Here is a 23,010-nt window from a genome sequence, read left to right as displayed (position 1 = left end):
TTACTACCCTTTCAGACAGCCTCCAAGGGCAAACCCCGCAAGACTGGTCACAGCTGGTAGACACAGAATAGGTCGGCAACCGTGATCATTGTGTTACGGACAGCGTTGATTTGCGTTACGAACCCAACGTCACTGCGGCCGGTTCCAACTCGCCGGAGACGCCGGTCCATGCATCAAGCAATGCAGCAAATCCGGTGCGCGAGTTGCCGTCCACCGACGACGTCAGGGCGAAGCCTTCCCAACCGGCGTCCACCAGGCGCGACAGTGCATCCGGTTCGACGGCGGCCGAGGCCATCGTCCAGCAGGCAAAATACCGCACACTTACCTCGCCCCGTGCCAGCTCGCGGAGCCCTTGATGGATGCGCGCATTGAGCACGCGCTGGAACACCGAATCCACGCCGTCTTCCGGGCCTTCGAAGTACTGCAGGAACCGGCGCCCATCGAACATCAGCACGCCGGTCACCCCCGCCACTTTGTTGAAGCCCATTGCCGCACGCAGAATCTGATCGATGTCAGACGTCTCGATTCCTTCGATAGCGTCGCTCACGTAAGCGACCGCATGCAGCGGCATGAAGGCTTTCCATAGTGAACCGGAACTGACTATGCCATGAAGGCAACGCAGTGGGTAGCGGTGGCGTCAGGATGCATCGCCTTCCACCGTGGGGTGCAGCTCACCGCTCAATCAGGCGCCTGCACCTCATAGCCCCGCGCGCGCAGCTGCTCCAGATAGCCGCCGGGAGCGACCAGCGATGACACAGGGACGGTAGCGAAGGTCACTGCATTGCGCCCCAGCGCAGCGCTCGCCATGCCCAGCCACTTTCGCTGCGCCTGGGCGTCCACGTCGGTCAGGCCGCGGCGGCGGCCGAACTCACTGTTGGCAACCGCATCCACGCAGGCGACGTACTGCCCTTCCACGGCCAGCCGCTGCAACGCTTCTACATCCCCCACCGACCAGGCATTGGCGCGTTCGGCCAGCAGCGGCAGCCCGTGCTCGACCACATCCAGCGTGCGGCGGAAGCACTCCAGGTCCTGCAGGGCCGTACCGCGCACTTCCTTGAGCGCTTGGCGGGGGTCGGCGATCTTGATCTCGACCCGGGTCAGCACCGGCTTCAGGCCGTGCGCTTTGGCGGCCTTCTCCACCACCTTGGACACCGGCGAGGAACGGCCCAGGCCGACATCCTTGAGTGCAGCGGCGTAGAGCTGGGTGGCCGCCACCAGCGGACGATCTTTCTCGATGCCGCCATCGCGACCGATATGGCGCTGTTTGAGCTGCGCCCAGCGCGCGTACAGATCCGGCGGCAGCACCTCGCGCAACGTGCGCCCGTCCGGATCGCGGGCGGCCTTCAACGCCGACGGCACCAGCGTCAGCCGACCGAAGAAGCCGACATCGGCATCCAATCCCCAGCCCGGCGATCCGAGCACTTCCTGCGCACTGCCGATCACGGCCTGCACTTCGTCGGCCCGCCACTCCAGCTTGGCCGGCAGCGGTGACACCGTGCCGAGAATCCACAACGTGTGGCCGGCGCTGTTGCGGACCTGCCACATGCCCGGGCCAGGCTGCTCACCGGAGACCACCACCGGGGCCAGATCGATCACGTCCCCCGCCGGGGGCACCGTCGTCTGCGCCTGTACCGCACCGCTCAGCAGCAGCCCCATGCTCAACATCAGTGCTGTCCGTGCACGTACCGAGTTCGCCATATCACGTGTCTTTGTCCGGGATGGTGCGCAGCGTAGGGCGGCGCGCAAAGAAATGCGTAAAGTTTGCGTTGCCCGGACCCTGGTCCCCGCAGCGCGAACGAACGAGGGCAGCCCCATGGCTGCCCCCGCATCATCGCCACTCACCTTGATCAGGCGAGCCGCCAGCTCAGAACTCGCGCCAATCGCCGTCGACCGTCGCCGCCGGCACCTGCCGCAGCGGGGTCACCGTAGCGCTGCCGGAACGCGGCTTGGCGAACGCCGGCACCGATGCCTTCAGTGACGAGGCAGCACCACGCGGCGCGGCCGCAGGCTGCGTCTGAACGCCGCTCTGGGCCGCCAGGCGGAAGCGCGCCACCGCGCCGGTCAGGGCGATGGCCTGCTCCTCCATCGAGCGCGCCGCGGCCGTCGCCTCTTCCACCAGTGCCGCGTTCTGCTGGGTGGTTTCATCCAGCTGCACCACCGTCTGGCTGACCTGCTCGATGCCGGCCGACTGCTCCTGCGACGCGGCCGAAATCTCGGCCATGATGTCGGTGACCTTCTGCACCGAGGTGACGATCTCGGTCATGGTCACGCCGGCCTTGTCGACCAGGCCCGCACCGATGGCCACCTTGTCCACCGAGTCCTCGATCAGCTCCTTGATCTCCTTGGCCGCACCCGCCGAGCGCTGCGCCAGCGTGCGCACTTCACTGGCGACCACGGCAAAGCCCCTGCCCTGCTCCCCGGCGCGTGCTGCTTCCGGCAGCGTTCAAGGCCAGGATATTGGTCTGGAACGCGATGCCGTCGATCACCGTGATGATGTCGGCGATCTTCTTGGAGGAGGCCTCGATGCCGCGCATCGTGACCACCACGTCCTGCACTACCTGGCCGCCCTCGGAGGCCACCGCACCGGCGCCGATCGCCAGCTGGTTGGCCTGGCGGGCATGCTCGGCGTTCTGGCGCACGGTGGAGGTCAGCTCCTCCATCGAAGCCGCCGTCTCCTCGAGGTTCGCGGCCTGTTGTTCAGTACGACGCGACAGATCGTTGTTGCCGCTGGCGATTTCCACCGCGGCGGTATTGATGCTGCCCGCCGCCACCTGGATGCTGCCGATGATGCCGGTCAGCTGGCCGACCGTGGTATTGGCATCGTCGCGCATCCGGGCGAACACACCCTGGAACTCGCCTTCCATGCGCACGGTGAGGTCGCCGGACGCAATCGCCTTGAGCAGTTCCGAAAGCTGGCGAAGATTCTCGTCGCTGATCTGCATCATCGTGTTCAGGCGCTCGATCATCACCTTGAACTCGTGATCGAAGGCACCGGCATCGCCGCGCTGGCTGAAATCACCTGCCGCAGCCGCAGAGGCCAACCGGTGGATCTGGCCGTTGATCGCCGCCAGATTCTGCTTGGTGATGGCCATCGCTTCAGTGAAGCGCGCCTTGTCACCCGGCAGCGCTTCCAGATCCTCGGCCAGATCGCCGACCGCATAGTTGCGCACCACATCAATGATTTTCTGGGTCAGCTCGATACTGCTGCCCACCAGTGCATTCGTGCCGCCGGCGATTCGACCGAAATCACCCGGGAAGGCCGAGGCATCGATACGGTAGGCCAATTCACCCAGGTCATGACGATGCGCCATGTCCTGCTGTGCGGCGGAGAAGGCGCGCAGGCGCTGGGTCATCGCATCCATGCTGGCAAGCAGCTGCCCGGTTTCATCCCGGCTGGTGTTGCCGACCGTGGTATCGAACCGACCATCGGCAATCGACCGGGAGACATCCATCGCGCGCCGCAACGGCCCCACCAGGCTGCGCGTGATCAGCCAGGCCAGCAACCCACCCGCTACCAGGGCCACCAAGGCGAAGGTGATCAACAGGCTGCGTGAGGTCCGGATGGATGCGTTGACGATCGCCGCGCTTTCGGCGTTGCGACGCTCCTGCAGCTCCACCGCCGCCTGGATGGCTGCCGAGCGGGCCGCCATCAACGGCTCGGCCTCGCCGTAGAGCAGGCCGATCGCCGCCACGTCATCGTTGGCGGTGGCCCGCTCGATGATCTGGTTGTGCGCTGTCACTGCCGCATCCTGCGCGTCCCGGATCGCCTGCTTGGCCTGCATGCCTTCGGCATTGTGGGGGATCGCGTCCAGGTCCTCACGCGCCTTGGCGTAGGCGGCGCGGGTCTGCTGGATCCGCTCCAGGATCGCCGGGCCGTTCTCTTCGCCGTCCAGAATCAGATCGCGCAGGTTGCGCTCGTTCTGGTAATTGCTGCCCCGCATGGTGGTGAGCAGCGACATCTTTTTGCCGTTCGCTTCAATCTCGCCCACTTGTTGGCCGATCCGGGCGGCCTGGTAAAGCGCCAGTGAGGACGAGGAAATCAGCAGAATCAGAAGAATCCCGAAGCCTACGGCGAGTTTGCTGCCGACGCGCATATGTTTGAAGTATTCCATTTCGTTGCATCCGCTATATCGTCACGTTGTGACACCGGAACCCAATGACGGCTGCATGATTAATTGCTTGAGTCAATGACTTGGCATGGCGACTGCACGATTCCGTGATCGAATACTTCGGAATTGGCTTATCTATCAGCGATCTTGACGAGTGCGACGCCAAAGTTCCGACAGTCTGCGGCATCGCCGATGCCGTGCTGCATAGCAGCAAGATGTTGTCGCAGCGTCCTAAGTGCCAATCTCCCGGCGGTGTGACGCCCGTCGCCACGCTCATCTGAGACAGAGACAGCGACGACATCTCATTTCTGTGACCGAGTACCGAAATGGAGGCCAAGGAAAAGCGGTCGTTCTGGATGCCGGCAACGTGAAGTGCGTATCCGCCATGCACTGCAATGACGCGATACCGCGCGGACATCAACGCAGCGCGCCGAAGAAACACGCGAGAAGAGACGCGCGAGGTGGCGTGCCGGCCGGGTCATCGGCATCCTGGAGGACGGAAAGTTGTGGCGCTACGCGTCCGCGCTGCACTCGCTCGACCCGCTAACGCGGGGAGATGTCACAGCAGCCGTTGGTGCCCGGGGCCGGAATCGAACCGGCATGGGGTTGCCCCCGGCGGATTTTAAGTCCGATGCGTCTACCAGTTTCGCCACCCGGGCAACGGCGGGCATAGGGTGCCTGATCGCGCCCGAATTTGGAATGCGCACGCGGCCCGCGTACGCCGCTCAGATCGCTCTGGAGTACCGCACCGGCTGGTCAGGACGCGCCAGATAGCGATCAAAGCACATCGCCAGCAGACGCAGCAGCGGCCGTCCGTGCGCACTCGCGCGCACGACGCCGCCTTCGTATTCGGCCAGGCCGTCGGCCTGCAGGGCCGCCAACGCCGGCAACGCGTCGGCGAAGTAGTGCTCGAAATCCACACCATGGCGCGCGGCCACTGCGGCGCCGTCCACTTCGCCCTGGCACATCAAGTGGCCGATCAGTTCGGCGCGCAGCACATCGTCCCCGTCCAGCTGCAGGCCGCGCCAGACCGGCAACCGGCCAGCATCGACCGCCGCTTCCCACGCCGGCAGTTCGCGCGGGTTCTGGCTGTAGGTCGTGCCGATATGGCTGATCGCGCTGGCGCCCAGACCAACCAGATCGGTGTCGGCGTGCGTGGTGTAGCCCATGAAATTGCGGTGCAGCTGCCCGGCACGCTGCGCGCGCGAGAGGTCCTCTTCGGGCAGTGCGAAATGGTCCATGCCGATGTACTGATACCCGGCATCGGACAGGCGCTGCACCGCCAGGCCCAGCAGCGCGAGTTTCTGTTCGGGGCTGGGCAGGTCCGCATCGGCGATCTGGCGCTGCGCACGGAACAGATGCGGCAGATGCGCGTACCCATACACCGCCAGGCGATCCGGCCGCTCACGCAGCACCGTTTCCAGCGTCTGCGCGAAACCGGCAAGGGTCTGCCTGGGCAGGCCATAGATCAGATCCACATTGACCGAACGCAGCCCGTGCTCGCGGCACGCACGCAGGATGTCCAGCGTCGCTTCCACGCCCTGCTCGCGGTTGATCGCCTTCTGTACGTCCGGATCAAAGTCCTGCACGCCGAGGCTGGCGCGGTTGAAGCCAAGCTCGGCGAGCACGGCGATGTCCGCGCGCGTGACAAAGCGCGGATCCAGCTCGATCGAGAAATCACGCGAGGCGGCCGTGCTGAAATTGAAGCGCTGGCGCAGCCCATCGATCAGCTCACGCATCTGCGCCGGGGCCAGGAAGTTCGGTGTGCCACCGCCCAGGTGCAGCTGGATCACCTCACGCGTTGGATCAAACTGCGGGGCCATCAGGTCGGCTTCGCTCAGCACGCGCGCCACGTAACCGTCGCCCTTGCTGTGGTCGCGGGTGATGACCCGGTTGCAACCGCAGTAGAAACACGGGCTGCTGCAGTAAGGCACATGCACATACAGCGAGAGCGGCCGGCCCACGTCGTTGCTGTCCGCAATCGCCTGGCGCAGGGCAGTCTCACCGTAGCCGTCATGGAAGTGCGGCGCAGTGGGATAGGAGGTGTAGCGCGGGCCGGGCCGGTCGTGGCGGCGCAGCAGCTCGGGATCGAAGTGCCAGGCGAGCCCGGCGGCGGCAGGCGGGAAGGTATCCATGCCGCCAGCTTGCGCGTGCATGGGCGCACGCGCATTGCGTCAGATCAATTCAGGCCCGGGCGGCCGGCCATCGGCAGGCTGGGCCAGCGCAGCATCTGGAAGCGGCGCCAGAAGGTATCGGCGATGCGCTCGGCGACATCATCGGCGAGCCGCTGCATCGGCAGGTTGCCGCACTCGGCCGTGGTCTGCCGGAACAACGCCAGCCAACGATCGAAGAGATCGCGGTCCAGCTCGTCCATGGCCATGTGCTTGGGCATCGGCGCGCCGTTGAAGCGGCGCGTCCCACGCAGCATCGCCGACCAGAAATCGACCAGCTGTGCCAGGTGCGCCTCCCAGTCGTGGATCCGTGCCGTGAACACCGGTGCCAGCCGCGGTTCCTCACGGACGCGTGCATAGAAGTCATGCACCAGCCGGGTGACGTCGTCTTCGCTGCACAGCTCGGGCGAAGGGGTAGGCAGCGCGTTGTCGGTGGGATCGGGCATGAACGTCCTCGGGCGGCAATGCCCAGCATCGGCGGCGGCGCCTGCCGCTGCCTTGATCAGGATCAATGAAGCCGGTGGCGATGCCTTCTAGTCTGGGCGCTCGACAGGACGTGCGCATCCGCGATTCCGGCCCCCGGTCGGCGCGAAGTATAGCCGCGCCCTGCCCCTCTCTCCTGACCGTGGCCGCAATGAACGACCTGCACGACCCGCCCGACGGCAGCCGCCGACGGCTGATCCAGCAATGGGGCGCCATTCTGTGGCCCAGCTTCGTTGCGGCCGGCCTGGCCAGCGTGGTGTTCTTCGCGTTCGTTGACCCGCTGCGCCTGCGCGACATCAGCTTCCCGCAGCATGCGATCAGCCGCGAGCTCGGCTATACGCTCGGCTTCTTCATGTTCTGGGGCGTCACCGCCGCCGCCAGCACCATCACCTGGTATCTGCTGCGCCCGATGCCCAGTGATGATGACGATGTGCCATTGGGGTGAGCATGCCTGAGCGCCTGTCACTGCACCTGATCCAACCACCGCCCCCGCAGCCTGCCCGGCATCGACGCGTGCTGCGTTGGCGACCGTGGCTGTCCGCCCTGCTGCTGGCGAGCTTCTATGCGCTGCCGTGGCTGCGCTGGGACGGCCGCCAGGCACTGCTGTTCGATCTGTCGGCGCGCCGCTTCGATCTGTTCGGCTGGACACTGTGGCCGCAGGATGTGGGCGTGCTGCTGGGCTTGATCGCCGTGCTGGCCGCCGCGCTGGTGCTGCTGACCAACCTCGCCGGCCGGGTGTGGTGCGGGTATGGCTGCCCGCAGACGCTGTGGAGCCGGCTGTTCCGCTGGATCGACCAAGGCACCACGCGCTGGCTGCCCTCGCCGGGTTCCGCCCGGCTCGCCAGGCACGCGCTATGCGCACTCGTGGCGGGTTGGACCGGCATCACGTTCGTCGGCTTCTTCAGCCCGATGCACGGCCTGGTCGGCAACCTCTGGCCGCTGGCCTGGAACGGATGGGAGACCTTCTGGATCGTGTTCTACGCTGCGGCCACTTGGGGCAATGCCGGCTTCCTGCGCGAGCAGGTATGCCGCGATCTGTGCCCGTATGCGCGCATCCACGGCGCGTTCTGCGACAGCGATACGCCGCGCATGCAGTACCACGCACGGCGCGGCGAGCCGCGCGGACCCCGCGTGGCCGGCCTCGGCGGGATCGACGCGCGGGGGCGCGGCCTGCTCGATCCGACCAGTGCCAGTGACTACGCCTTCCGGGCCGCGCACGAAGCGATCGCCGGGCCGATGCCGCACTTCAGCGCTGATCGTCTCGGCGATTGCCTGGACTGCGGCGACTGCACCAGCGCGTGCCCGATGGGCCTGGATGTGCGCGCTGGCCCATTCCCGGGCTGCATCGGCTGCGGTGCCTGCGTGGAGGCGTGCGATGCGCGCCTGCAGGCCTGGCAATTCCCGTCAGGGCTGCTGCGCTACGCCAGCGACAACGCCCTGCAGCAGCGCTCCCGCCGCTGGCTGCGTCCGCGCACGCTCGCAGCCGCCGGGACCCTGCTGGTGCTGCTGGCTATCGGTGTTCATCACCTCGTGTAATGCCGGTGTTCCCCAACGGCATCTGGAAGCGCCCCCGGTCCCCCGACCGGTCTCAGCGCACGCGGGCGCGCGCACTCCTGAGCGGCACCAGTTGCGCACGGCGGACAATGCCGAGCTGTTCGATGACCAGGGCCAACTCATTGGTGACGCGTGTTCGCGCGGTGCCTTGGGCGGGCGGTACCAACCGCTCGAGCACACGCTGGTAGGTGGACCAGAATTCCGGGCCGCAGCCATGTTTCACATAGCTGGCTTCCAGCTCGGATCGCACTCCGTCAGCCAAGTCATGTACGCCGTAATCCATACGACCTCCGTGGGACTTGCTCTGCTTCAGGGACGGCAGACACCCGGGCGAAATTGATTCACTTCGGGTTCACTTAAAATTTGCACGGTCTTCGCAGTAAGTCAATTACCGGGACTGCCCGCATTCAACACATGCTGAACAGTTCAGAATGCACGTCCCCGGGTTTCATCATGGAACCGGGGTGGTGACAGGAATATGTCACCGCCCCGTACTTCGGTGCGTACCAGCGCCAGCGTTTCAGCGGTTGCCTGCCCGACGTCAGCGCAACGGCGGGGAATCGGGCGCACTGCTGGTGGGCAGATGCGGAGCGACAAAGCGCAGCAGGCACTCCATGGCGCTTTGCGGAGCGGGGCCGCCGCGGACGGCATCGGCGAATGCCTGCCAGTCTGCGGATGCCAACTGCTCGATCAGCGCGGGCTCCACACCCAGCCAGCGCATGCTCCAATACGGAAAGTACCGCTTCGGCACGCGCGCCCGGCCCAACTCGATGATGCCCCGGTGACTGCGCGCCTGCAGCACCCGCTCGTGCACCGCCGATACGCCATCATCCGGGCCTTCAAAGTACTGCAGGAACCGGCCACCATCGTAGAGCAGCACTCCAGTAACCCCGGCCAGGCTGTTGAAGCGCACTGCATCATCGACCAGTGCGTCGAGATGCTCGGCGGACAACGGACCCGCAACGTCGCTGACATACGCGACTGCACACAGGGGCATGGGACAAACTCCGACGGCTTGAAAGTGAATATGCTGGCACTTTCAGGTAGGTAAATAAACCGGCTGTCTGAAGCGTTCAGAACATCGCGGACAAACGCAGGGAACTAGCAGCGCATCTTTCGCTCTCTGCCGTCTGCGTTGCCAGCTTCATTGCTCGGAGGTGGCCATCGAGCGACGTACTGCCTCACTGAATGCATCCAGCAGGAAGGGCTTGGCGATCATGGCCATGCCGTTGTCGAGAAACGCGGACCGTTCCTGCGCCTTCTCCGCATAGCCGGTCATGAACAACACCGGCAACGCAGGGCGGGATTGACGCGCGATCTCGGCCAACTGGCGGCCGTTGAGGCCTGGCAGTCCGACGTCGGTGATCAACAGATCGATTTTCTTCGCCGAAGCGAGGATGGGAATCGCGCCGTCGGCATCCTCCACGACTTCGGTGGTGTAGCCGAGGTCTTCCAGCACCACCGTCACCAGCATGCGCACCTGTGCATCGTCTTCCACCACCAGAATCGACTGACCGGCGCCCAACGACACCGGCTGCGCATTGGCGGCCTCTTTTTCGGTGGCGGCGTCATGCACCACCGGCATGAACAGCGAGACCGTGGTGCCCTGCCCCGGGGTGGAATCCACGGTGATGTGGCCGCCGGATTGCTGCATGAACCCATAGATCATCGACATGCCCAACCCCGTTCCCTTGCCGATCGGCTTGGTGGTGAAGAACGGCTCGAAAATACGTTCCACCACTTCCGGCGGCATGCCGGTGCCGGAGTCGGACACGGCAACGAGCGCATATTCACCTGCCGGCACGGCAAGCATCTCGCCTTCCTCCACGTCCACGTGCGCGGTCCGCAGGGTCAGCTCGCCGCCATCGGGCATCGCGTCGCGGGCGTTGATGGCCAGATTGAGCAGCGCGCTCTCGAACTGGTTGCTGTCCAGGTTGGCGCGCAACGGCGTGTCGCTGAGTGCGGTGCGGATGCGGATCGTCTCACCCAGCGTGCTGCGCAGCAGATGCTGTGTCGAGCCGACCAGTTCGTTGAGATCGACAGTTCTGGAATCCAGCGACTGCCGGCGGGAGAACGCCAGCAGCCGCTGCGTCAAGGCCGCTGCCCGCTGGCTGGAGGCGGTGGCCGCATCCAGAAAACGTTCCAGGCCATCCATCCGCCCCATCTCCAGGCGCATGCGCACGATATCCAGCGACGACAGGATGCCGGTCAACATGTTGTTGAAGTCGTGGGCGATACCGCCGGTCAGCTGCCCGATCGCGTCCATCTTCTGCGACTGGCGCAGCGCGGCTTCGCTGGCTTCGCGCGCGGCCATCTGACGCTCCAGTTCGGCGGTGCGTTCTGCCACCATCGCCTCCAGATCGGAAGCGTGCTGCTGGCTGGTTTCCAGTGCCAGCTTGGACGCCGTGATATCGGTGACGAACACATGGAATCCGTCCGGCTCGCCGTCTGCGTTGAAGCGCGGCGAGTAGCGTATCTCGCTGTCGCGTCGGCGGCCGTCACTGAAGGGCCAATTGACTTCGAACATGATGTGCTCGCCCGCCATCGCGCGCTCGATCATCGGACGACGCGTGGCCCATATCTCCTCGCCGAATACCTCGGGCACGCGCTTGCCGATCACCTCCGAGACGGGGCGCTCGAACCAGGATTCATACGCCTTGTTCGCAAAACGATACTGAAGATCGCGGTCGATGAAGGCGATCAGGACCGGCATGGCATCGGCGACCAGGCGCAGCTCGGCCTCGCTGCGCTCCAGCGCCGCACGGCTGTCGGCCAGCGCGCGCATCTGATCACGGACCAGGAACTGCTTGTCACGGGCGCGCAGCGCACTGCGCACTGAACTGAGCAGCGAGCTGCTGCCAAGCGGCCGATCCAGCTCGACAATGTTGAGTGCCAGTTGCAGGTCTGGATCGGCCAGCGGGCGTTTTTTCGAGCGGGGCGAGCGCAACAGGATGAATGGAATATCCGACCATGACGGCTGCCGGGCCAGCGGCTCCAGCAGCACACCGGCGCCCTTGGCAACAGCTTCCTCGGTCACCACCACCGCGCCCACGTCACCGTCGAGCGCGTCGACCAGCCACGACAGGCTGTCGTGGATCGTGGTCCTCAGCCCAGCGGTAGTGAGCACGGAGGCGATGCTGTGCGCATCGCGACCAAACGGCGCAACGATGTGCACCACGCCGGAAACGTCGTCATTCTGCACTGGTATGGCCCAGCAGATGCGCCGTATTGCCGACGAACTCTGGCGTACCCGTCAGGATTCCCTTGAACTCATTGAGTGGCGCACTGAGCGAAATGCCCTTGCCGTCAATCTTCAGCTCGCGGATCGTATTTTCGTGCGCACCGCCGCGATTCTTGATGACCGAGATCGCCTTGCGGATACGCCCCTGAGATTCGAAGAAGCGGAACAGCACGACCGAATCGGCGATATAGGAGACGTTGAGATTGCCGGTCGACATCGTGCCGACCAGGCCATGCTGCGGATTGATGAGAATGGTCGCCACCCCCTTCTGGTTGAGATAGGACAGCATCTCGTGCAGCTGGAGCATCAACTGCTTCTCCTGCGGCATCGCGGTGACGTAGCCGTTGAGGCTGTCGATCACCAGCAGCCGGCAGTGACGCTCCTCCACCGCACGCCGCATGTTCCAGGCGAACTCGCCCGGCGAAATCTCGGCCGGGTCCACCTGCTGGATCTCCAGCAGGCCCGACGCCAGGTGCTTGCTGAGATCGATGTCCAGCGATTCCGCACGGGCCAGCAGGGTGCCGATGCGCTCATCGAATTCGAAGATGCAGCAGTGTTCACCGCGCTCGCAGGCGGCCCAGACATATTGAAGCGCCACGTTGGTCTTGCCGCTGCCGGCGGGGCCGGTGATCAAGGTGCTGGTGCCCCGCAGCGGCCCGCCGCCGAGCAGGCTGTCGATCTCGGCCACCCCGCTGCTGATGGGCGTACCGACGAATTTTGCGTGGTGGTCCGAGGCGATCAACCGCGGGAAAACCTCCAGGCCGCCTTCGCGGATGGTCATGTCGTGGTAGCCGGCGGTGAAGTTCACGCCGCGCAGTTTCTGCACATGCATGCGCCGCCGCGCAGGGCCGAAATCCAGCGTCAGCCGTTCGAGCGAGACCACGCCGTGGCAGAGGCTGTGCAACTGGCCATCGCGCTCTTCACCGGTGGCGGTCATGTCATCGACCAGCACGACCGTGGCGCTCTTGGGCGCGAAGAACTGCTTGAGCGACAGAATCTGGCGGCGGTAGCGCAGCGGATCCTGCGACAGAAGCCGCAGTTCGGACAGCGAATCAAACACCACCCGATGCGGCTTGATGCGTTCGACCTCGCCCAGGATCAGCTTCACCGTCTCGTCCAGCTCCACCTCCCAGGAGTGCAGCACGGACTGCATCCGGCCGTCGCCCAGCGCCTCCTCGGCCGATGCCAGCTCGAACAGGTCCAGCCCCTCCAGCGACCAGCCATGCGCATGCGCGACTTCGCGCAGCTCGTCGGCCGTTTCCGAAAGCGTGATGTAGAGGCAGCGTTCGCCCTTGCTCAGCCCGTGCAGCAGAAACTGCAGGGACAGCGTGGTTTTACCCGACCCGGGCGGGCCTTCGAGCAGGTACAGCCGCCCCTGGGGAAAGCCTCCGCCGAGAATGCTGTCGAGCCCTTCGATCCCGGTTGCTACGCGCGCTTTTTGTGTCTGCATAAGGCTGCCAAAGTGGACGGCCGCAGCATACGAAGCGCGTTGTGTAGGCCCCGTCGGTTCAGGTCCGCGAACCTGAATGAGGCCCATAACGCACAAAGCCCGCTTTCGCGGGCTCTGGGCTACTTTCTATTTGGAGGCCTGGGTCGGAATTGAACCGGCGTACGCGGATTTGCAGTCCGCTGCATGACCACTCTGCCACCAGGCCGGTGACCCTACGATCATCGAAGGCGTGTTGCGTGCCCCGATAAAACAAGACCCCGAGAACGGGGCCTGGTCAGGATTTGGAGCGGGAAACGAGACTCGAACTCGCGACCTCAACCTTGGCAAGGTTGCGCTCTACCAACTGAGCTATTCCCGCAAAATCAAGCGTGTATGTTACCGAAACCACTCGAAACACACCAGCTTTTTCACACTTTTTTTCACATCCCGGCCGATACGTCCGGACAGGATGCCCGCGTGCCATCGCGGAGAAAAACAAGGCCCCAAGGGGGCCCTGTCGAAATCTGGAGCGGGAAACGAGACTCGAACTCGCGACCTCAACCTTGGCAAGGTTGCGCTCTACCAACTGAGCTATTCCCGCAGACTTTCGCTTGCCCCGACGACACCGCACCGTGGGGTGCTGGAGGCTGTCGGCCCCTCGACCTGCGTCGAAGGAGCGCTATTCTGTCGGAATTCCTTCACGTCGTCAACATCCTTTTCGCACCAATTCAGTGCACTACCCCGACCTGCCCCGAAGCCTTCACAGCGCTGGCGCAGCGCCTCCTCGCCCCACATCAATCCTTCGGCCATGCCAAGCCATTCCCGCACCGCCCGCCTCGCCATCGTCACCGCGGTCAGCCTCGTCGCCGCCACCCTTATCCTTGGTGCAACGACGCACGCCTTCTCCAACGCCTGGCTGATGCTGACCGACAGAAGCAACGTGATTCCTGCCGAATCCTCGATCGTGTCGTTCGATCCCTACGTCATCAACCAGGGCTCATCGAACGACTGGCTGTACGGAAAAGATGGCACGAACTATTACCACTTCGTGCGTACGGAGCAGGCGCTCTACGTCTATCTCCCGATCAACAACCGCTGTCCGCGTTTTGACCGGAACAACATCCGCACGTGGTGCAATGTCCGGGTCGGCGCACGCCATTGACGCGTGACAGGCGCAAACGAAAAAAGCGACCCGGAAGGTCGCTTTTTTCGTTGCATCGCATCGGGACGGATCACGATGAAATACGGTATCTGGAGCGGGAAACGAGACTCGAACTCGCGACCTCAACCTTGGCAAGGTTGCGCTCTACCAACTGAGCTATTCCCGCTTGGGAGGCGAAATTCTACAGCCAAATACCTCTCTGTCAACAGCCCTTACGCATTCTTTTTTGCTCTGGCGTTCTCACGCGCGAGGCGTTCATCTTCGCGCAGGCTTGGCCACGCCGCGTGCAGGTATTGCAGGCCGGACCACAGCGTCAGGATCGAGGCGATCGCCAGGGTCCAATCGCCTATGTGGAAGACCTGCGTACCCATCCAGATGTCCTGCATCGGGGTGTGCGGTGCGACCGAGTACAGCAGGCACAGCAGCGCGACCATCTGCGCGGTGGTTTTCACCTTGCCGATCACCGCCACACGCACCTTGGCGCGCTGGCCGATTTCAGCCATCCATTCACGCAGTGCCGAGACGGCGATTTCACGGCCGACGATCACGGCCGCCCAGACCGCCATCCACGCGGTGGGATGGCCTTGCACGATCAGGAACAGCGCTACGGCCACCATCAGCTTGTCGGCGACCGGGTCGAGGAAGGCGCCGAACGCGGACTGCAGGTCGTAGCGGCGGGCGATCCAGCCGTCGAGCCAATCGGTGAGCGCAGCCAGGCCGAAGATCGCCGCGGAGGCGAAATTGGTCCACTTGTAGGGGAGATAGAACACCAGCACCAGGACGGGGATCATCACGATCCGCAGCAGGGTCAGCCAGGTGGGGAGGGTCAACTTCATTGCGTCTCTCTACTCGCCCGCCGCGTCGGGCGTGGGCAGTCCATGAAGGTTAGCGTAGATACGCGCAGCGAGGGCGTCATTGATGCCGTCCACTTTCGCGATTTCCGCTTCACCGGCGGCTTTCAGGCCGACCAGGCCGCCGAAATGTTTGAGCAGGCTGGCGCGCCGGCGCGGGCCGATGCCGGGAATATCTTCAAGTTTGCTGGTCATGCGGGCCTTCTGGCGGCGCCCGCGATGGCCGGTGATGGCGAAGCGGTGCGCCTCGTCACGCACCTGCTGGATGAACTGCAGTGCCGGTGAGGCCGCGCCCGGGCGCAGCTCGCGGCCGTCCGGCATGACCAGGGCTTCATGCCCTGCCCTGCGCTCCACGCCCTTGGCCACGCCGACCAGCATCACCCCTTCCACGCCCAGATCGGCCAACGCGGACTGCGCCTGGGCCAACTGGCCGGCACCGCCGTCGATCAGCAGCAGGTCGGGCAGCACGCCGTCTTCTTCGACCGCGCGGCGGAAGCGCCGTTCGATCGCCTGGTGCATGGCCGCGTAGTCATCGCCGGGCTCGATGCCGCTGATGTTGAAGCGGCGGTACTGGCTGCGCACCGGGCCCGCCGCATCGAACACCACGCACGAGGCCACGGTGGCCTCGCCCATGGTGTGGCTGATATCGAAACACTCCACGCGCTTGACCTGCTCGGTCAGGCCGAGCATCTGCCGCAGGTCTTCGCTGCGCGCGTGCTGGGCGGTGCGGCTGCCCAGCTCGGTCACCAGGGTGATCTGCGCATTGCGTGCGGCCAGTTCCACGTAGCCTGCGCGCTCACCACGCACGTTCCAGCGCAGCTGCACCTTGTGCTCGGCCGAAGCACTCAAGGCCGATTCGATCAGGCTGGCATCGGGAATCTCGCGGTCGAGCAGGATCTCGCGCGGCGGCGCATGCTCGGCGTAGTACTGGGAGACGAACGCGCCCAGCACTTCGTCGGCACTCTCCTCGCCATTGGTGCGCGGGAAGAACGGCCGCGTGCCCATGTTGCGGCCATCACGGAAGGCCAGCAGCAGCACGCAGGCGCTGGCGCCCTGGGTGGCGCAGGCGAGCACGTCCAGATCGGCCGCGCGGCCATCCACGTACTGGCGGGTCTGCATGCTGCGCAGCGAGGCGATGAGATCACGCAGGCGCGCGGCCTGCTCGAACTCCAGTGCTTCGCTGGCGGTCTGCATCTGAGTGCCGAGCTCGCGCGCCAGCTGGTCGCTCTTGCCTTCCAGGAACATCGAGGCGCGGCGGACAGATTCGGCGTAATCCTCCGGGGCCACCAGTTCCACGCAGGGCGCGCTGCAGCGCCCGATCTGATACTGCAGGCAGGGCCGCGAGCGGTTGCGGAACACGCTGTCCTCGCAGCTGCGCAGCTTGAACAGCTTGTGCATCAGGTTGAGCGTTTCGCGAACGGCGGTGACGCCCGGGTACGGACCGAAGTAGCGCCCGGGCACCGCACGCGGGCCACGGTGCAGCGCGATGCGCGGCCATTGTTCGCGGGTCAGCAGCACGTGCGGATAGGTCTTGTCGTCGCGCAGGGACACGTTGTAACGCGGCGAGAGCGACTTGATCAGCTGGTTTTCCAGCAGCAGCGCCTCGGCCTCCGAGCGGGTCACGGTCACGTCCATGCGCGCGACCTGCGACAGCATCGACATGATCCGCGTGGTCTTGGGCGTGCCGTTGAAGTAGCTGCCCACGCGATTGCGCAGCGCGCGCGCCTTGCCGACGTACAGCAGCGTGTCGTCGGCGGCGTACATGCGGTACACGCCGGGGGCGGTGCTCAGGTGGGCCGCAAATGCCTTGCCATCGAAGGCGGGGGCGGAAGAAACAGTCATTCGTTGATCGGCACGTCGCTCAGGACACCACTGACGGGGTCGAACCGCAGTACGGCATGGGCGTCGGTCTCGGCAATCCAGACCGCGCCGCCGCCCAGCGCCAGGCCGGCCGGGCCGTGCAGGCGGCGCGGCAGTTCCAGCGTGCTGAGCTCGCCGCCGCCCAGGCGCAGCGTGCGCAGGCGACCATTGCCGGCATCGGCGATCCACAGCAGCGGCGCATCCGGACTCAGCGCGATCGCCTGCGGGTACTGCAGCAGCGCCGACGCACGCGGGCCGTCCTGCTCGCCAAAGGTCCACGGGCCCTGCCCGACCAGCGTCTGCACCAGATCGCCACGCAACTGCATGGCGCGGATCGAGGAACCCAGCGCATCGCAGACGTACAGCACCTGCTGGACCGCGGCGACCGAGCACGGCTGTGCGAAGGCGGCCATATGGCCACTGCCGTCGCGCTCGTCGATGGCGCCGCTGCCGGCGCGCCACTGCAGGCTGCGCTGGCCGAGGTGATAGCTCCAGATGCGGTTGTCGCCGGCCATCGCGATGTGGATCTGGTTGTCGGCGACGGCCAGCCCCTGCGGGTGGTTGAGTGCGGTGTGGCGGGGATCGGCGACCGGCCCTTCGATCGGCTCACCGGGGCGGCCGGTGCCGCACAGCGTGTCGACCTGGCCGGAGAGCAGGTTGATCCGGCGCAGCGCATGATTGCCGGTGTCGGCGACGTAGAGCCATTCGCGTTCCAGCGCGAGACCCTGCGGATGGTGGAAGGCGGCCTGAGCCTGATCCCCATCCATGAAGTCGGCCGTGCCCATCCCGAACTGCCGCAGCACGCGGCCGCCGTGGCTGCACTCCAGGACGCGGTGGTGACCGGTGTCGGCGATGTACAGCCGCTCGGTGGTGACTGCCAGGCCGGTCGGGAAGCGCAGCGCCAGGCGCGGCTCGGGGCTCAGCTCGCGGGCGCCGTGCCGGTCCTCATCGGACGGCCGGGAGCTGCCCTCGCACAGTGCAGCGAGGGAACGCTCCAGCTCCCCGCCAAGACCGACCAGACGTTCGCGCTCACGCCCTTGGGCATCCAGCAGGACCAGGGTCGGCCACGCGGTCACGCCGAAGCGTCGCCACCCATCCCACTCCGCATCCAGCAACGCCGGGGCGCTCAGGCCCTGGCGACGCAACAGCTTGAGTGACTGCTCGGGATCGCGCTCGCCATCGAAACGCGGCACCTGCAGCACCAGCACCTGCAGCTTGCCCGGGTTGCGCGATTGCCACTGGGCCAGCTCGGCCAGCCGCTGCGCGCACCACACCGAGGCGGCGTTGACGAAGGCCAGCACGACGGGCCGGCCCTGAAGCTCGGCCAGGGTGGTCGGCTTGGCGTTGAGCCAGGCGGCGAATTCAGGAAGATCCCGGACGGGCTGGACGTTCATGCCCCGATTATGCCGGACTCGGCGTCATGCAACCGTCGTGCCACGGTCACGGATGCGCTGCCCACCAGGCCTCGGCACGCGCCAGATCCTCCGGGGTGTCGATGCCGGGCGGGAACTCTGCCGGAGTCAGCGCCACGCTGATGCGGTGCCCCGCTTCGAGCACACGCAGCTGCTCCAACGATTCCAGCTGCTCCAGCGTGCCGGCCGGCAACGCGGCGAACTTGCGCAGGAAGCCGGCCCGGTAGCCGTAGATGCCGATATGGCGCAGCCAGTGCGGGCCGGACAGCGTGTCGCGCGAGCGCGCGAAGGCATCGCGGTGCCACGGGATCGGCGCGCGGCTGAAGTACAACGCATCCAGGTTCTGCTTGCGCACCACTTTGACCACGTTCGGGTCGAACAGGGTGTCCGCATCTTCCACCGGGGTGGCCAGCGTGGACATCTCCGCACCGCTGTAGACCAAGGCTTCAGCCACCGCGCGGATGCCTTCGGCGGGGGCGAACGGCTCATCGCCCTGCAGGTTCACCACCAGGGTGTCATCGGACCAGCATGCCTGTGCGGCGCACTCGGCCAGACGATCGGTGCCGGAGGCATGCTCGGTCGAGGTCATCGCCACCCGCACCTCGGCCAAGCCCTGCAGCGCGTCGGCGATGCGCTGGTCATCGGTGGCGACCCACACCTCGCGCGCACCGGCCAGGAGGGCGCGCTGCGCCACGCGCAGCACCAGTGGCTCGCCACCGAGCAGGCGCAGCGGCTTGCCCGGCAGCCGCGAAGCGGCATAACGGGCGGGAATGGCGACGACGAACTCGGCGGAAGCGCTCATGGGGAATGACCTGTACGAAGGGAATGCAGTCAGGGCCTCAGTGTGCCGCACGCGGCACCAGGCCCGTCAACGCTTGCCGAGCTTCTCGACGCGGTCCAGCAGGCTGATCCAGAACGCGGCGGGCAACTCGGCCGACAACGGCACGGCAAAGTGCCATTCGGTGGCGAAGGCCTTGCACTTGACCGCGTCCTTCTCGGTCATCAGCACCGGCAGTTCGCTGCCGAAGCGCAGGTCCGCTGGCTGGTAGGCATGGTGATCGGCGAAGGCGTGCGGCACCACGCCGATGCGATGCGCACGCAGCATGTCGAAGAAGCGCTGCGGATTGGCGATACCGGCCACCGCATGCACGCGCTGGCCCAGGAAATGCGACAGGCGCCGCGCGCGGCCGCCCTGCAGCGGCTGTGCGCTGTCGATACGCAGCTGCATGGGCCATTCGCCGAAGCCGCAGGCGGTCTGCGCTTCGGTGCCATCGCTGGCCTGGCCCATGTTGACCACGCGGAAATCGCAGTCGCGCGCACGGCTGGCCGGCTCGCGCAGCGGTCCGGCGGGAATCAGCCGCCCGTTGCCGTAACGACGCTGGGCGTCGACCACTTCAATTTCGATGTCGCGCGCCAGCCGATAGTGCTGCAGCCCGTCGTCGCAGACGATGATGTCGCAGCCCGCCTCGACCAGTGCCTTGCCGGCCGCCACACGGTCCGCATCCACCCGCACCGGCACGCCGGTTTTCCAGGCGATCAGCACCGGCTCGTCGCCGCCGACCGCGGTATCGGTACTGGCCAGCACCCAGCGCGGTGTGCCCGCATCGTCGCGACCATAGCCACGGCTGGCGACCCCCGGCTTCCAGCCCGCTTCGCGCAGGCGGTTGACCAGGGCGATCGTGAGCGGGGTCTTGCCGGTGCCACCGGCCGTGACGTTGCCGACCACCACCACCGGCACCGGCAGTGAATGCCGTTTCAACCAGCGACGGCGATACGCCATCCGGCGCAGCGCGATCGCCGCGCCGTACAGCGGCGACGCCAGGCGTGCCAGGAACGGGATGGCGCTGCCGTCATACCAGTACGACGGCGTGTGGGTGCCCTTGCCTGCCATCAAGGCTGCCTTTCGCGGAACTGCATCTTGTGCAGATGCTCGTACAGGCCACCCAGCGCCAGCAGCTCGTTGTGCGTGCCGCGCTCGACGATGCGGCCATGGTCCATCACCAGCACCTGATCGGCATGTTCGATGGTGGACAGGCGGTGCGCGATCACCAGCGTGGTGCGCTCGGGCATCAGACGCTGCAGGGCGTCCTGCACCAGCCGCTCGGATTCGTTGTCGAGCGCGGCGGTGGCTTCATCCAGGATCAGGATCGGCGCGTCGCGCAGGATCGCGCGGGCGATCGCCAGGCGCTGACGCTGACCGCCCGAGAGCAGCGCACCGTTCTCGCCGACCGGGGTCTGCAGCTGCTGCGGCATGCGCGCGATGAACTCCCACGCGTTGGCCGCTTCGGCCGCAGCGCGGATCTGCGCTTCGGTCGCCTCCATGCCGTAAGCGATGTTGGCGCCCACGGTGTCATCGAACAGCATCACCTTCTGCCCGACCATCGCCACCTGGCGACGCAGGTCGGCCAGCGGGTAGTCGTCCAGCGCCACGCCATCCAGCGTGATGCGACCGCCGCTGGGTTCGTAGAAGCGCGGCACCAGCCGGATCAGGCTGGTCTTGCCGCTGCCCGAGCGGCCGACAATCGCCGTCACCGTGCCAGGCTTGGCCACGAAACTGATGTCATCCAGCGCGATGCCGGTGTCTTCACGGTAGCGCAGCATCACGTGTTCGAACGCGAGCTCGCCACGCGCGCGGCCGATCCGCTGGATGCCCTGGTCGCGCTCGACCGGCATGTCCAGAATCCCGAACAGGCGCTCGGCCGCGGCCACACCGCGCGAGATCGAGGTCTGCACGCTGGTCAGGCGACGCAGCGAGGGAATGATCGCCATCATCGAGGTCATCAGGCCCATGAACTGGCCCGCGTTGAGCTTGCCGGCCAGCGCCTCGCGGGTCGACACCCACACGATCACCGCCAGCGCCAAGGCCGCCAGGAACTGCACCGTACTGGACGCCAGCGCGCGCGTGGTTTCGACCTTCATGTTCAGGCCGAGCATGCGGTTGGCAAGCCGGGAATAGCGCGAGATCTCGTGCGCCTGGGTGCCATGCACCTTCACTTCCTGCTGCGCGGCCAGGGACTGCTCGGCGGTCTGCGCCATGCCGCCCATGCCGTCCTGGATGCCACGGCTGATGCGGCGGTAGCGCTTGCCGACGATGGAGACAATCACGCCGATCAGCGGCACCACGACCAGCATCGCCATGGTGACCTTGACGCTCATCTGCAGCATCACCACCAGCATCGCGATGATGGTGAGGGTATCGGCCACCAGGGTCTTGAGCGCATCCGCGCTGGCCTGGGTGACCTGCTCGGTATCGAAGTTCAGGCGGCTGACCATCACCGGCGTGGCCTCGGCATCGAAATGCGAGGACGGCAGATGCAGGTACTTTTCCAGTACCTGCTCACGCAGATCGCGCACGACGCTGCGGCCGGTGCGGGCCAGTGCGTAATCGCTGACCAGGGTGGCCAGACTGCGCATCATGAACAACCCGAGGATGGTCAGCGGCAGGATCACCGCCATGCGCGGCTCCGGGTTGACGAACCCGCGGTTGACCAGCGGCTCCATCAGCTTGGTGAAGCTGTACCCGGCCAGGGCCTCGATCACCATCGCGACCACGGCCGCGACCATGAACACCCAATAGGCGCCGGTGTAGCCGAGCAGGCGTTTGTAGATCGGCCAGACGGGAGAATGTTTCTTGCTCATGGACGCACCTCCGGCGCGGTAGCGATGGCGATGCGGCGGAAGCCCAGCTGGCCCAGAGCATCCTGGGCCGTGACGACAGCCTGGTAAGGCGTGCGCGCGTCGGCGCGCAACAGTACGGTCTGTTCCCGATCGCTGCCGGCCACGGCGGCAATCGTCTGCTTGACCGACTCGACGTCGGTGCGCAGTACTTCCTGATCGTTGATGAAGTAACGCCCTTCGGCATTGACCAGCACGCTCAGCGAGCGCGGCGGCTCGGTGGTGTCCTGCTGGCTGGCGGTCGGCAGCTGCAGCTGCAGCGTCGAACGCGCATCGAAGGTGGTGGTGACCACGAAGAAAATGATCAGGACGAGGATCACATCGATCAGGGGGACCAGATCGATATGCGGTTCGTCCTGGATCCGGTCATTGCGGATGCGCATCCGTCAGCCCTTGACCGTGACCGGTGCCGCACCCGCCTGCGCACCCGCACCGCGCGGTGCGTTGTTCATCACGCCGGGGCGGCCATCAAGCGCATCCAGCAGGGCCGAAGCCTCCTGCTCCATCTCGATCACGTAGCCGGCGATGCGGCCCTTGAAGTAGCGATGGAACATCAGCGCGGGGATCGCCACGATCATGCCGGTTGCGGTGCAGACCAGCGCCTTGCCGATGCCACCGGCGAGCTGATTCACATCGCCCACGCCGTGGTCGAGGATGCCCATGAACATCTGGATCATGCCGACCACCGTGCCGAGCAGGCCCAGCAGCGGGCCGGCCGAGGCGATCGTGCCGAGGGCATTCAGGAACCGCTCCATGCGGTGAACCAGATGCCGGCCGGCGTCTTCGATGCGCTCACGGATCTGATCGCGCGGACGGTTGCGCGCTTCCAGCGCGGTCGCCAGCAGCGCGCCCAGCGGCGAGTTGCCGCGCAGCGACTGGATGTGGCTCGGGTCGAGCTTGCCGCGCGCCGCCCAGTTGCGCACTTCCTGCCCCAGCCCGGGGGGCAGGACTTCATTGCGGCGAAGGGTCCAGAAACGCTCCAGGACAATTGCCAAAGCCAGTACGCCCAACAGCAGCAGCGGCAGCATCGGCCAGCCACCGGCCTTGACCAGTTCCCACACGT

20 protein-coding genes, 5 tRNA genes and 1 pseudogene are annotated in these 23,010 nt (G+C 65.9%); 4 read left to right on the top strand and 22 right to left on the bottom strand.

The genetic code is table 11. The features are described from left to right. Positions 1–115: 115 nt before the first annotated feature. The 3 genes and pseudogenes from ABE464_RS00590 to ABE464_RS00580 form a co-directional block, all read right to left on the bottom strand. A complete protein-coding gene (locus tag ABE464_RS00590; protein WP_346470302.1) occupies positions 116–571 on the bottom strand; it encodes a BLUF domain-containing protein in 456 nt (151 codons plus the stop codon). 107 nt (positions 572–678) lie between these two features. Further along, on the bottom strand, positions 679–1,656 hold the full coding sequence (locus ABE464_RS00585) for a TraB/GumN family protein (protein WP_346470301.1): 978 nt from the start codon (positions 1,654–1,656) through the stop codon (positions 679–681). Between the two features lie 208 nt (positions 1,657–1,864). Further along, positions 1,865–4,112 (bottom strand): annotated as a pseudogene (locus ABE464_RS00580) (methyl-accepting chemotaxis protein). A 104-nt stretch (positions 4,113–4,216) separates the two neighbouring features. Here ABE464_RS00580 and ABE464_RS00575 point away from each other — a divergent pair. Then, positions 4,217–4,390, top strand: a complete 174-nt coding sequence (locus tag ABE464_RS00575) for a hypothetical protein (protein ID WP_346470300.1) — start codon at positions 4,217–4,219, stop codon at positions 4,388–4,390. Positions 4,391–4,681: 291 nt separating this feature from the next. On the opposite strand, the gene ABE464_RS00570 is transcribed toward ABE464_RS00575, so the two are convergent. From ABE464_RS00570 to ABE464_RS00560, 3 genes are all read right to left on the bottom strand, one after another. Beyond that, positions 4,682–4,768, bottom strand: a tRNA-Leu gene (locus ABE464_RS00570). Positions 4,769–4,834: 66 nt separating this feature from the next. Then, positions 4,835–6,244: an oxygen-independent coproporphyrinogen III oxidase gene (gene hemN / locus ABE464_RS00565; RefSeq protein WP_346470679.1), complete on the bottom strand. Its 1,410-nt coding sequence runs from the start codon at positions 6,242–6,244 to the stop codon at positions 4,835–4,837. Positions 6,245–6,288: 44 nt separating this feature from the next. Further along, the gene (locus ABE464_RS00560; RefSeq protein ID WP_346470299.1) at positions 6,289–6,726 is read right to left on the bottom strand and encodes a group III truncated hemoglobin; all 438 of its coding nucleotides are present in this window, start codon (positions 6,724–6,726) and stop codon (positions 6,289–6,291) included. A gap of 188 nt (positions 6,727–6,914) precedes the next feature. Here ABE464_RS00560 and ABE464_RS00555 point away from each other — a divergent pair, with 188 nt between their 5' ends. Continuing rightward, a complete protein-coding gene (locus ABE464_RS00555) occupies positions 6,915–7,208 on the top strand; it encodes a hypothetical protein (protein ID WP_346470298.1) in 294 nt (97 codons plus the stop codon). Positions 7,209–7,210: 2 nt separating this feature from the next. Next, positions 7,211–8,299 (top strand): 4Fe-4S dicluster domain-containing protein, encoded by a 1,089-nt coding sequence (locus ABE464_RS00550; RefSeq protein WP_346470297.1) that lies wholly within the window; start codon positions 7,211–7,213, stop codon positions 8,297–8,299. A 52-nt stretch (positions 8,300–8,351) separates the two neighbouring features. On the opposite strand, the gene ABE464_RS00545 is transcribed toward ABE464_RS00550, so the two are convergent. The 7 genes from ABE464_RS00545 to ABE464_RS00515 form a co-directional block, all read right to left on the bottom strand. Further along, positions 8,352–8,600 carry a hypothetical protein gene (locus ABE464_RS00545; RefSeq protein WP_346470296.1) on the bottom strand — a complete coding sequence of 83 codons (249 nt, stop codon included), beginning with the start codon at positions 8,598–8,600 and terminating at the stop codon, positions 8,352–8,354. A gap of 258 nt (positions 8,601–8,858) precedes the next feature. Then, the gene (locus ABE464_RS00540; protein ID WP_346470295.1) at positions 8,859–9,314 is read right to left on the bottom strand and encodes a BLUF domain-containing protein; all 456 of its coding nucleotides are present in this window, start codon (positions 9,312–9,314) and stop codon (positions 8,859–8,861) included. Between the two features lie 147 nt (positions 9,315–9,461). After that, positions 9,462–11,519 (bottom strand): ATP-binding protein, encoded by a 2,058-nt coding sequence (locus ABE464_RS00535; protein WP_346470294.1) that lies wholly within the window; start codon positions 11,517–11,519, stop codon positions 9,462–9,464. Further along, positions 11,509–13,095 carry an ATPase domain-containing protein gene (locus ABE464_RS00530; protein WP_346470293.1) on the bottom strand — a complete coding sequence of 529 codons (1,587 nt, stop codon included), beginning with the start codon at positions 13,093–13,095 and terminating at the stop codon, positions 11,509–11,511. The genes ABE464_RS00535 and ABE464_RS00530 overlap by 11 nt, the downstream gene beginning before the upstream one ends. Positions 13,096–13,139: 44 nt before the next feature. Continuing rightward, positions 13,140–13,213: transfer RNA gene (locus tag ABE464_RS00525), tRNA-Cys, on the bottom strand. Between the two features lie 77 nt (positions 13,214–13,290). Continuing rightward, a tRNA-Gly gene (locus ABE464_RS00520) sits at positions 13,291–13,366 on the bottom strand. 146 nt (positions 13,367–13,512) lie between these two features. Beyond that, positions 13,513–13,588, bottom strand: a tRNA-Gly gene (locus ABE464_RS00515). 207 nt (positions 13,589–13,795) lie between these two features. Here ABE464_RS00515 and ABE464_RS00510 point away from each other — a divergent pair. Next, on the top strand, positions 13,796–14,149 hold the full coding sequence (locus ABE464_RS00510; protein WP_346470292.1) for a hypothetical protein: 354 nt from the start codon (positions 13,796–13,798) through the stop codon (positions 14,147–14,149). Positions 14,150–14,239: 90 nt separating this feature from the next. On the opposite strand, the gene ABE464_RS00505 is transcribed toward ABE464_RS00510, so the two are convergent. The 9 genes from ABE464_RS00505 to ABE464_RS00465 form a co-directional block, all read right to left on the bottom strand. Continuing rightward, positions 14,240–14,315, bottom strand: a tRNA-Gly gene (locus tag ABE464_RS00505). Between the two features lie 46 nt (positions 14,316–14,361). Then, positions 14,362–14,985 (bottom strand): CDP-diacylglycerol--glycerol-3-phosphate 3-phosphatidyltransferase, encoded by a 624-nt coding sequence (gene pgsA, locus ABE464_RS00500; RefSeq protein ID WP_346470291.1) that lies wholly within the window; start codon positions 14,983–14,985, stop codon positions 14,362–14,364. Positions 14,986–14,994: 9 nt separating this feature from the next. Further along, a complete protein-coding gene (gene uvrC / locus ABE464_RS00495) occupies positions 14,995–16,842 on the bottom strand; it encodes an excinuclease ABC subunit UvrC (RefSeq protein ID WP_121041696.1) in 1,848 nt (615 codons plus the stop codon). Next, the gene (locus ABE464_RS00490; RefSeq protein ID WP_346470290.1) at positions 16,839–18,254 is read right to left on the bottom strand and encodes a hypothetical protein; all 1,416 of its coding nucleotides are present in this window, start codon (positions 18,252–18,254) and stop codon (positions 16,839–16,841) included. Before ABE464_RS00490 ends, uvrC begins: the two co-directional genes overlap by 4 nt. A 46-nt stretch (positions 18,255–18,300) precedes the next feature. After that, positions 18,301–19,074, bottom strand: coding sequence for a 3-deoxy-manno-octulosonate cytidylyltransferase (kdsB, locus tag ABE464_RS00485; protein ID WP_346470289.1), 774 nt, complete (start codon positions 19,072–19,074; stop codon positions 18,301–18,303). 66 nt (positions 19,075–19,140) lie between these two features. Further along, positions 19,141–20,163 (bottom strand): tetraacyldisaccharide 4'-kinase, encoded by a 1,023-nt coding sequence (lpxK, locus tag ABE464_RS00480; RefSeq protein ID WP_346470288.1) that lies wholly within the window; start codon positions 20,161–20,163, stop codon positions 19,141–19,143. Next, the gene (gene msbA / locus ABE464_RS00475) at positions 20,163–21,911 is read right to left on the bottom strand and encodes a lipid A export permease/ATP-binding protein MsbA (RefSeq protein ID WP_346470287.1); all 1,749 of its coding nucleotides are present in this window, start codon (positions 21,909–21,911) and stop codon (positions 20,163–20,165) included. The genes lpxK and msbA overlap by 1 nt, the downstream gene beginning before the upstream one ends. Beyond that, complete coding sequence (locus ABE464_RS00470) at positions 21,908–22,330, bottom strand: biopolymer transporter ExbD (protein ID WP_019183376.1); 423 nt, start codon at positions 22,328–22,330, stop codon at positions 21,908–21,910. The genes msbA and ABE464_RS00470 overlap by 4 nt, the downstream gene beginning before the upstream one ends. Positions 22,331–22,333: 3 nt before the next feature. Next, positions 22,334–23,008: a MotA/TolQ/ExbB proton channel family protein gene (locus ABE464_RS00465; RefSeq protein WP_259260249.1), complete on the bottom strand. Its 675-nt coding sequence runs from the start codon at positions 23,006–23,008 to the stop codon at positions 22,334–22,336. Positions 23,009–23,010: the final 2 nt, after the last annotated feature.

Origin of the sequence: Stenotrophomonas sp. TWI587 (assembly GCF_039674145.1) — a bacterium.
GTDB classification, from domain to species: Bacteria; Pseudomonadota; Gammaproteobacteria; order Xanthomonadales; family Xanthomonadaceae; genus Stenotrophomonas; species Stenotrophomonas maltophilia_AY.
The sequence above is the reverse complement of the archived record's forward strand: the minus strand, read 5'-3'. Positions and strand labels throughout refer to the sequence as shown.

What these genes read in the sequence shown, in the direction of transcription:
- ABE464_RS00560 (WP_346470299.1), bottom strand. Translation starts at nt 6,726, where the DNA reads ATGCCCGATCCCACCGACAACGCGCTGCCTACCCCTTCGCCCGAGCTG.
- uvrC (WP_121041696.1), bottom strand. Translation starts at nt 16,842, where the DNA reads ATGACTGTTTCTTCCGCCCCCGCCTTCGATGGCAAGGCATTTGCGGCC.
- kdsB (WP_346470289.1), bottom strand. Translation starts at nt 19,074, where the DNA reads ATGAGCGCTTCCGCCGAGTTCGTCGTCGCCATTCCCGCCCGTTATGCC.
- hemN (WP_346470679.1), bottom strand. Translation starts at nt 6,244, where the DNA reads ATGGATACCTTCCCGCCTGCCGCCGCCGGGCTCGCCTGGCACTTCGAT.
- lpxK (WP_346470288.1), bottom strand. Translation starts at nt 20,163, where the DNA reads ATGGCAGGCAAGGGCACCCACACGCCGTCGTACTGGTATGACGGCAGC.
- ABE464_RS00490 (WP_346470290.1), bottom strand. Translation starts at nt 18,254, where the DNA reads ATGAACGTCCAGCCCGTCCGGGATCTTCCTGAATTCGCCGCCTGGCTC.
- ABE464_RS00510 (WP_346470292.1), top strand. Translation starts at nt 13,796, where the DNA reads ATGCCAAGCCATTCCCGCACCGCCCGCCTCGCCATCGTCACCGCGGTC.
- msbA (WP_346470287.1), bottom strand. Translation starts at nt 21,911, where the DNA reads ATGAGCAAGAAACATTCTCCCGTCTGGCCGATCTACAAACGCCTGCTC.
- pgsA (WP_346470291.1), bottom strand. Translation starts at nt 14,985, where the DNA reads ATGAAGTTGACCCTCCCCACCTGGCTGACCCTGCTGCGGATCGTGATG.
- ABE464_RS00540 (WP_346470295.1), bottom strand. Translation starts at nt 9,314, where the DNA reads ATGCCCCTGTGTGCAGTCGCGTATGTCAGCGACGTTGCGGGTCCGTTG.
- ABE464_RS00555 (WP_346470298.1), top strand. Translation starts at nt 6,915, where the DNA reads ATGAACGACCTGCACGACCCGCCCGACGGCAGCCGCCGACGGCTGATC.
- ABE464_RS00590 (WP_346470302.1), bottom strand. Translation starts at nt 571, where the DNA reads ATGCCGCTGCATGCGGTCGCTTACGTGAGCGACGCTATCGAAGGAATC.
- ABE464_RS00545 (WP_346470296.1), bottom strand. Translation starts at nt 8,600, where the DNA reads ATGGATTACGGCGTACATGACTTGGCTGACGGAGTGCGATCCGAGCTG.
- ABE464_RS00530 (WP_346470293.1), bottom strand. Translation starts at nt 13,095, where the DNA reads ATGGGCCTCATTCAGGTTCGCGGACCTGAACCGACGGGGCCTACACAA.
- ABE464_RS00585 (WP_346470301.1), bottom strand. Translation starts at nt 1,656, where the DNA reads ATGGGGCTGCTGCTGAGCGGTGCGGTACAGGCGCAGACGACGGTGCCC.
- ABE464_RS00470 (WP_019183376.1), bottom strand. Translation starts at nt 22,330, where the DNA reads ATGCGCATCCGCAATGACCGGATCCAGGACGAACCGCATATCGATCTG.
- ABE464_RS00550 (WP_346470297.1), top strand. Translation starts at nt 7,211, where the DNA reads ATGCCTGAGCGCCTGTCACTGCACCTGATCCAACCACCGCCCCCGCAG.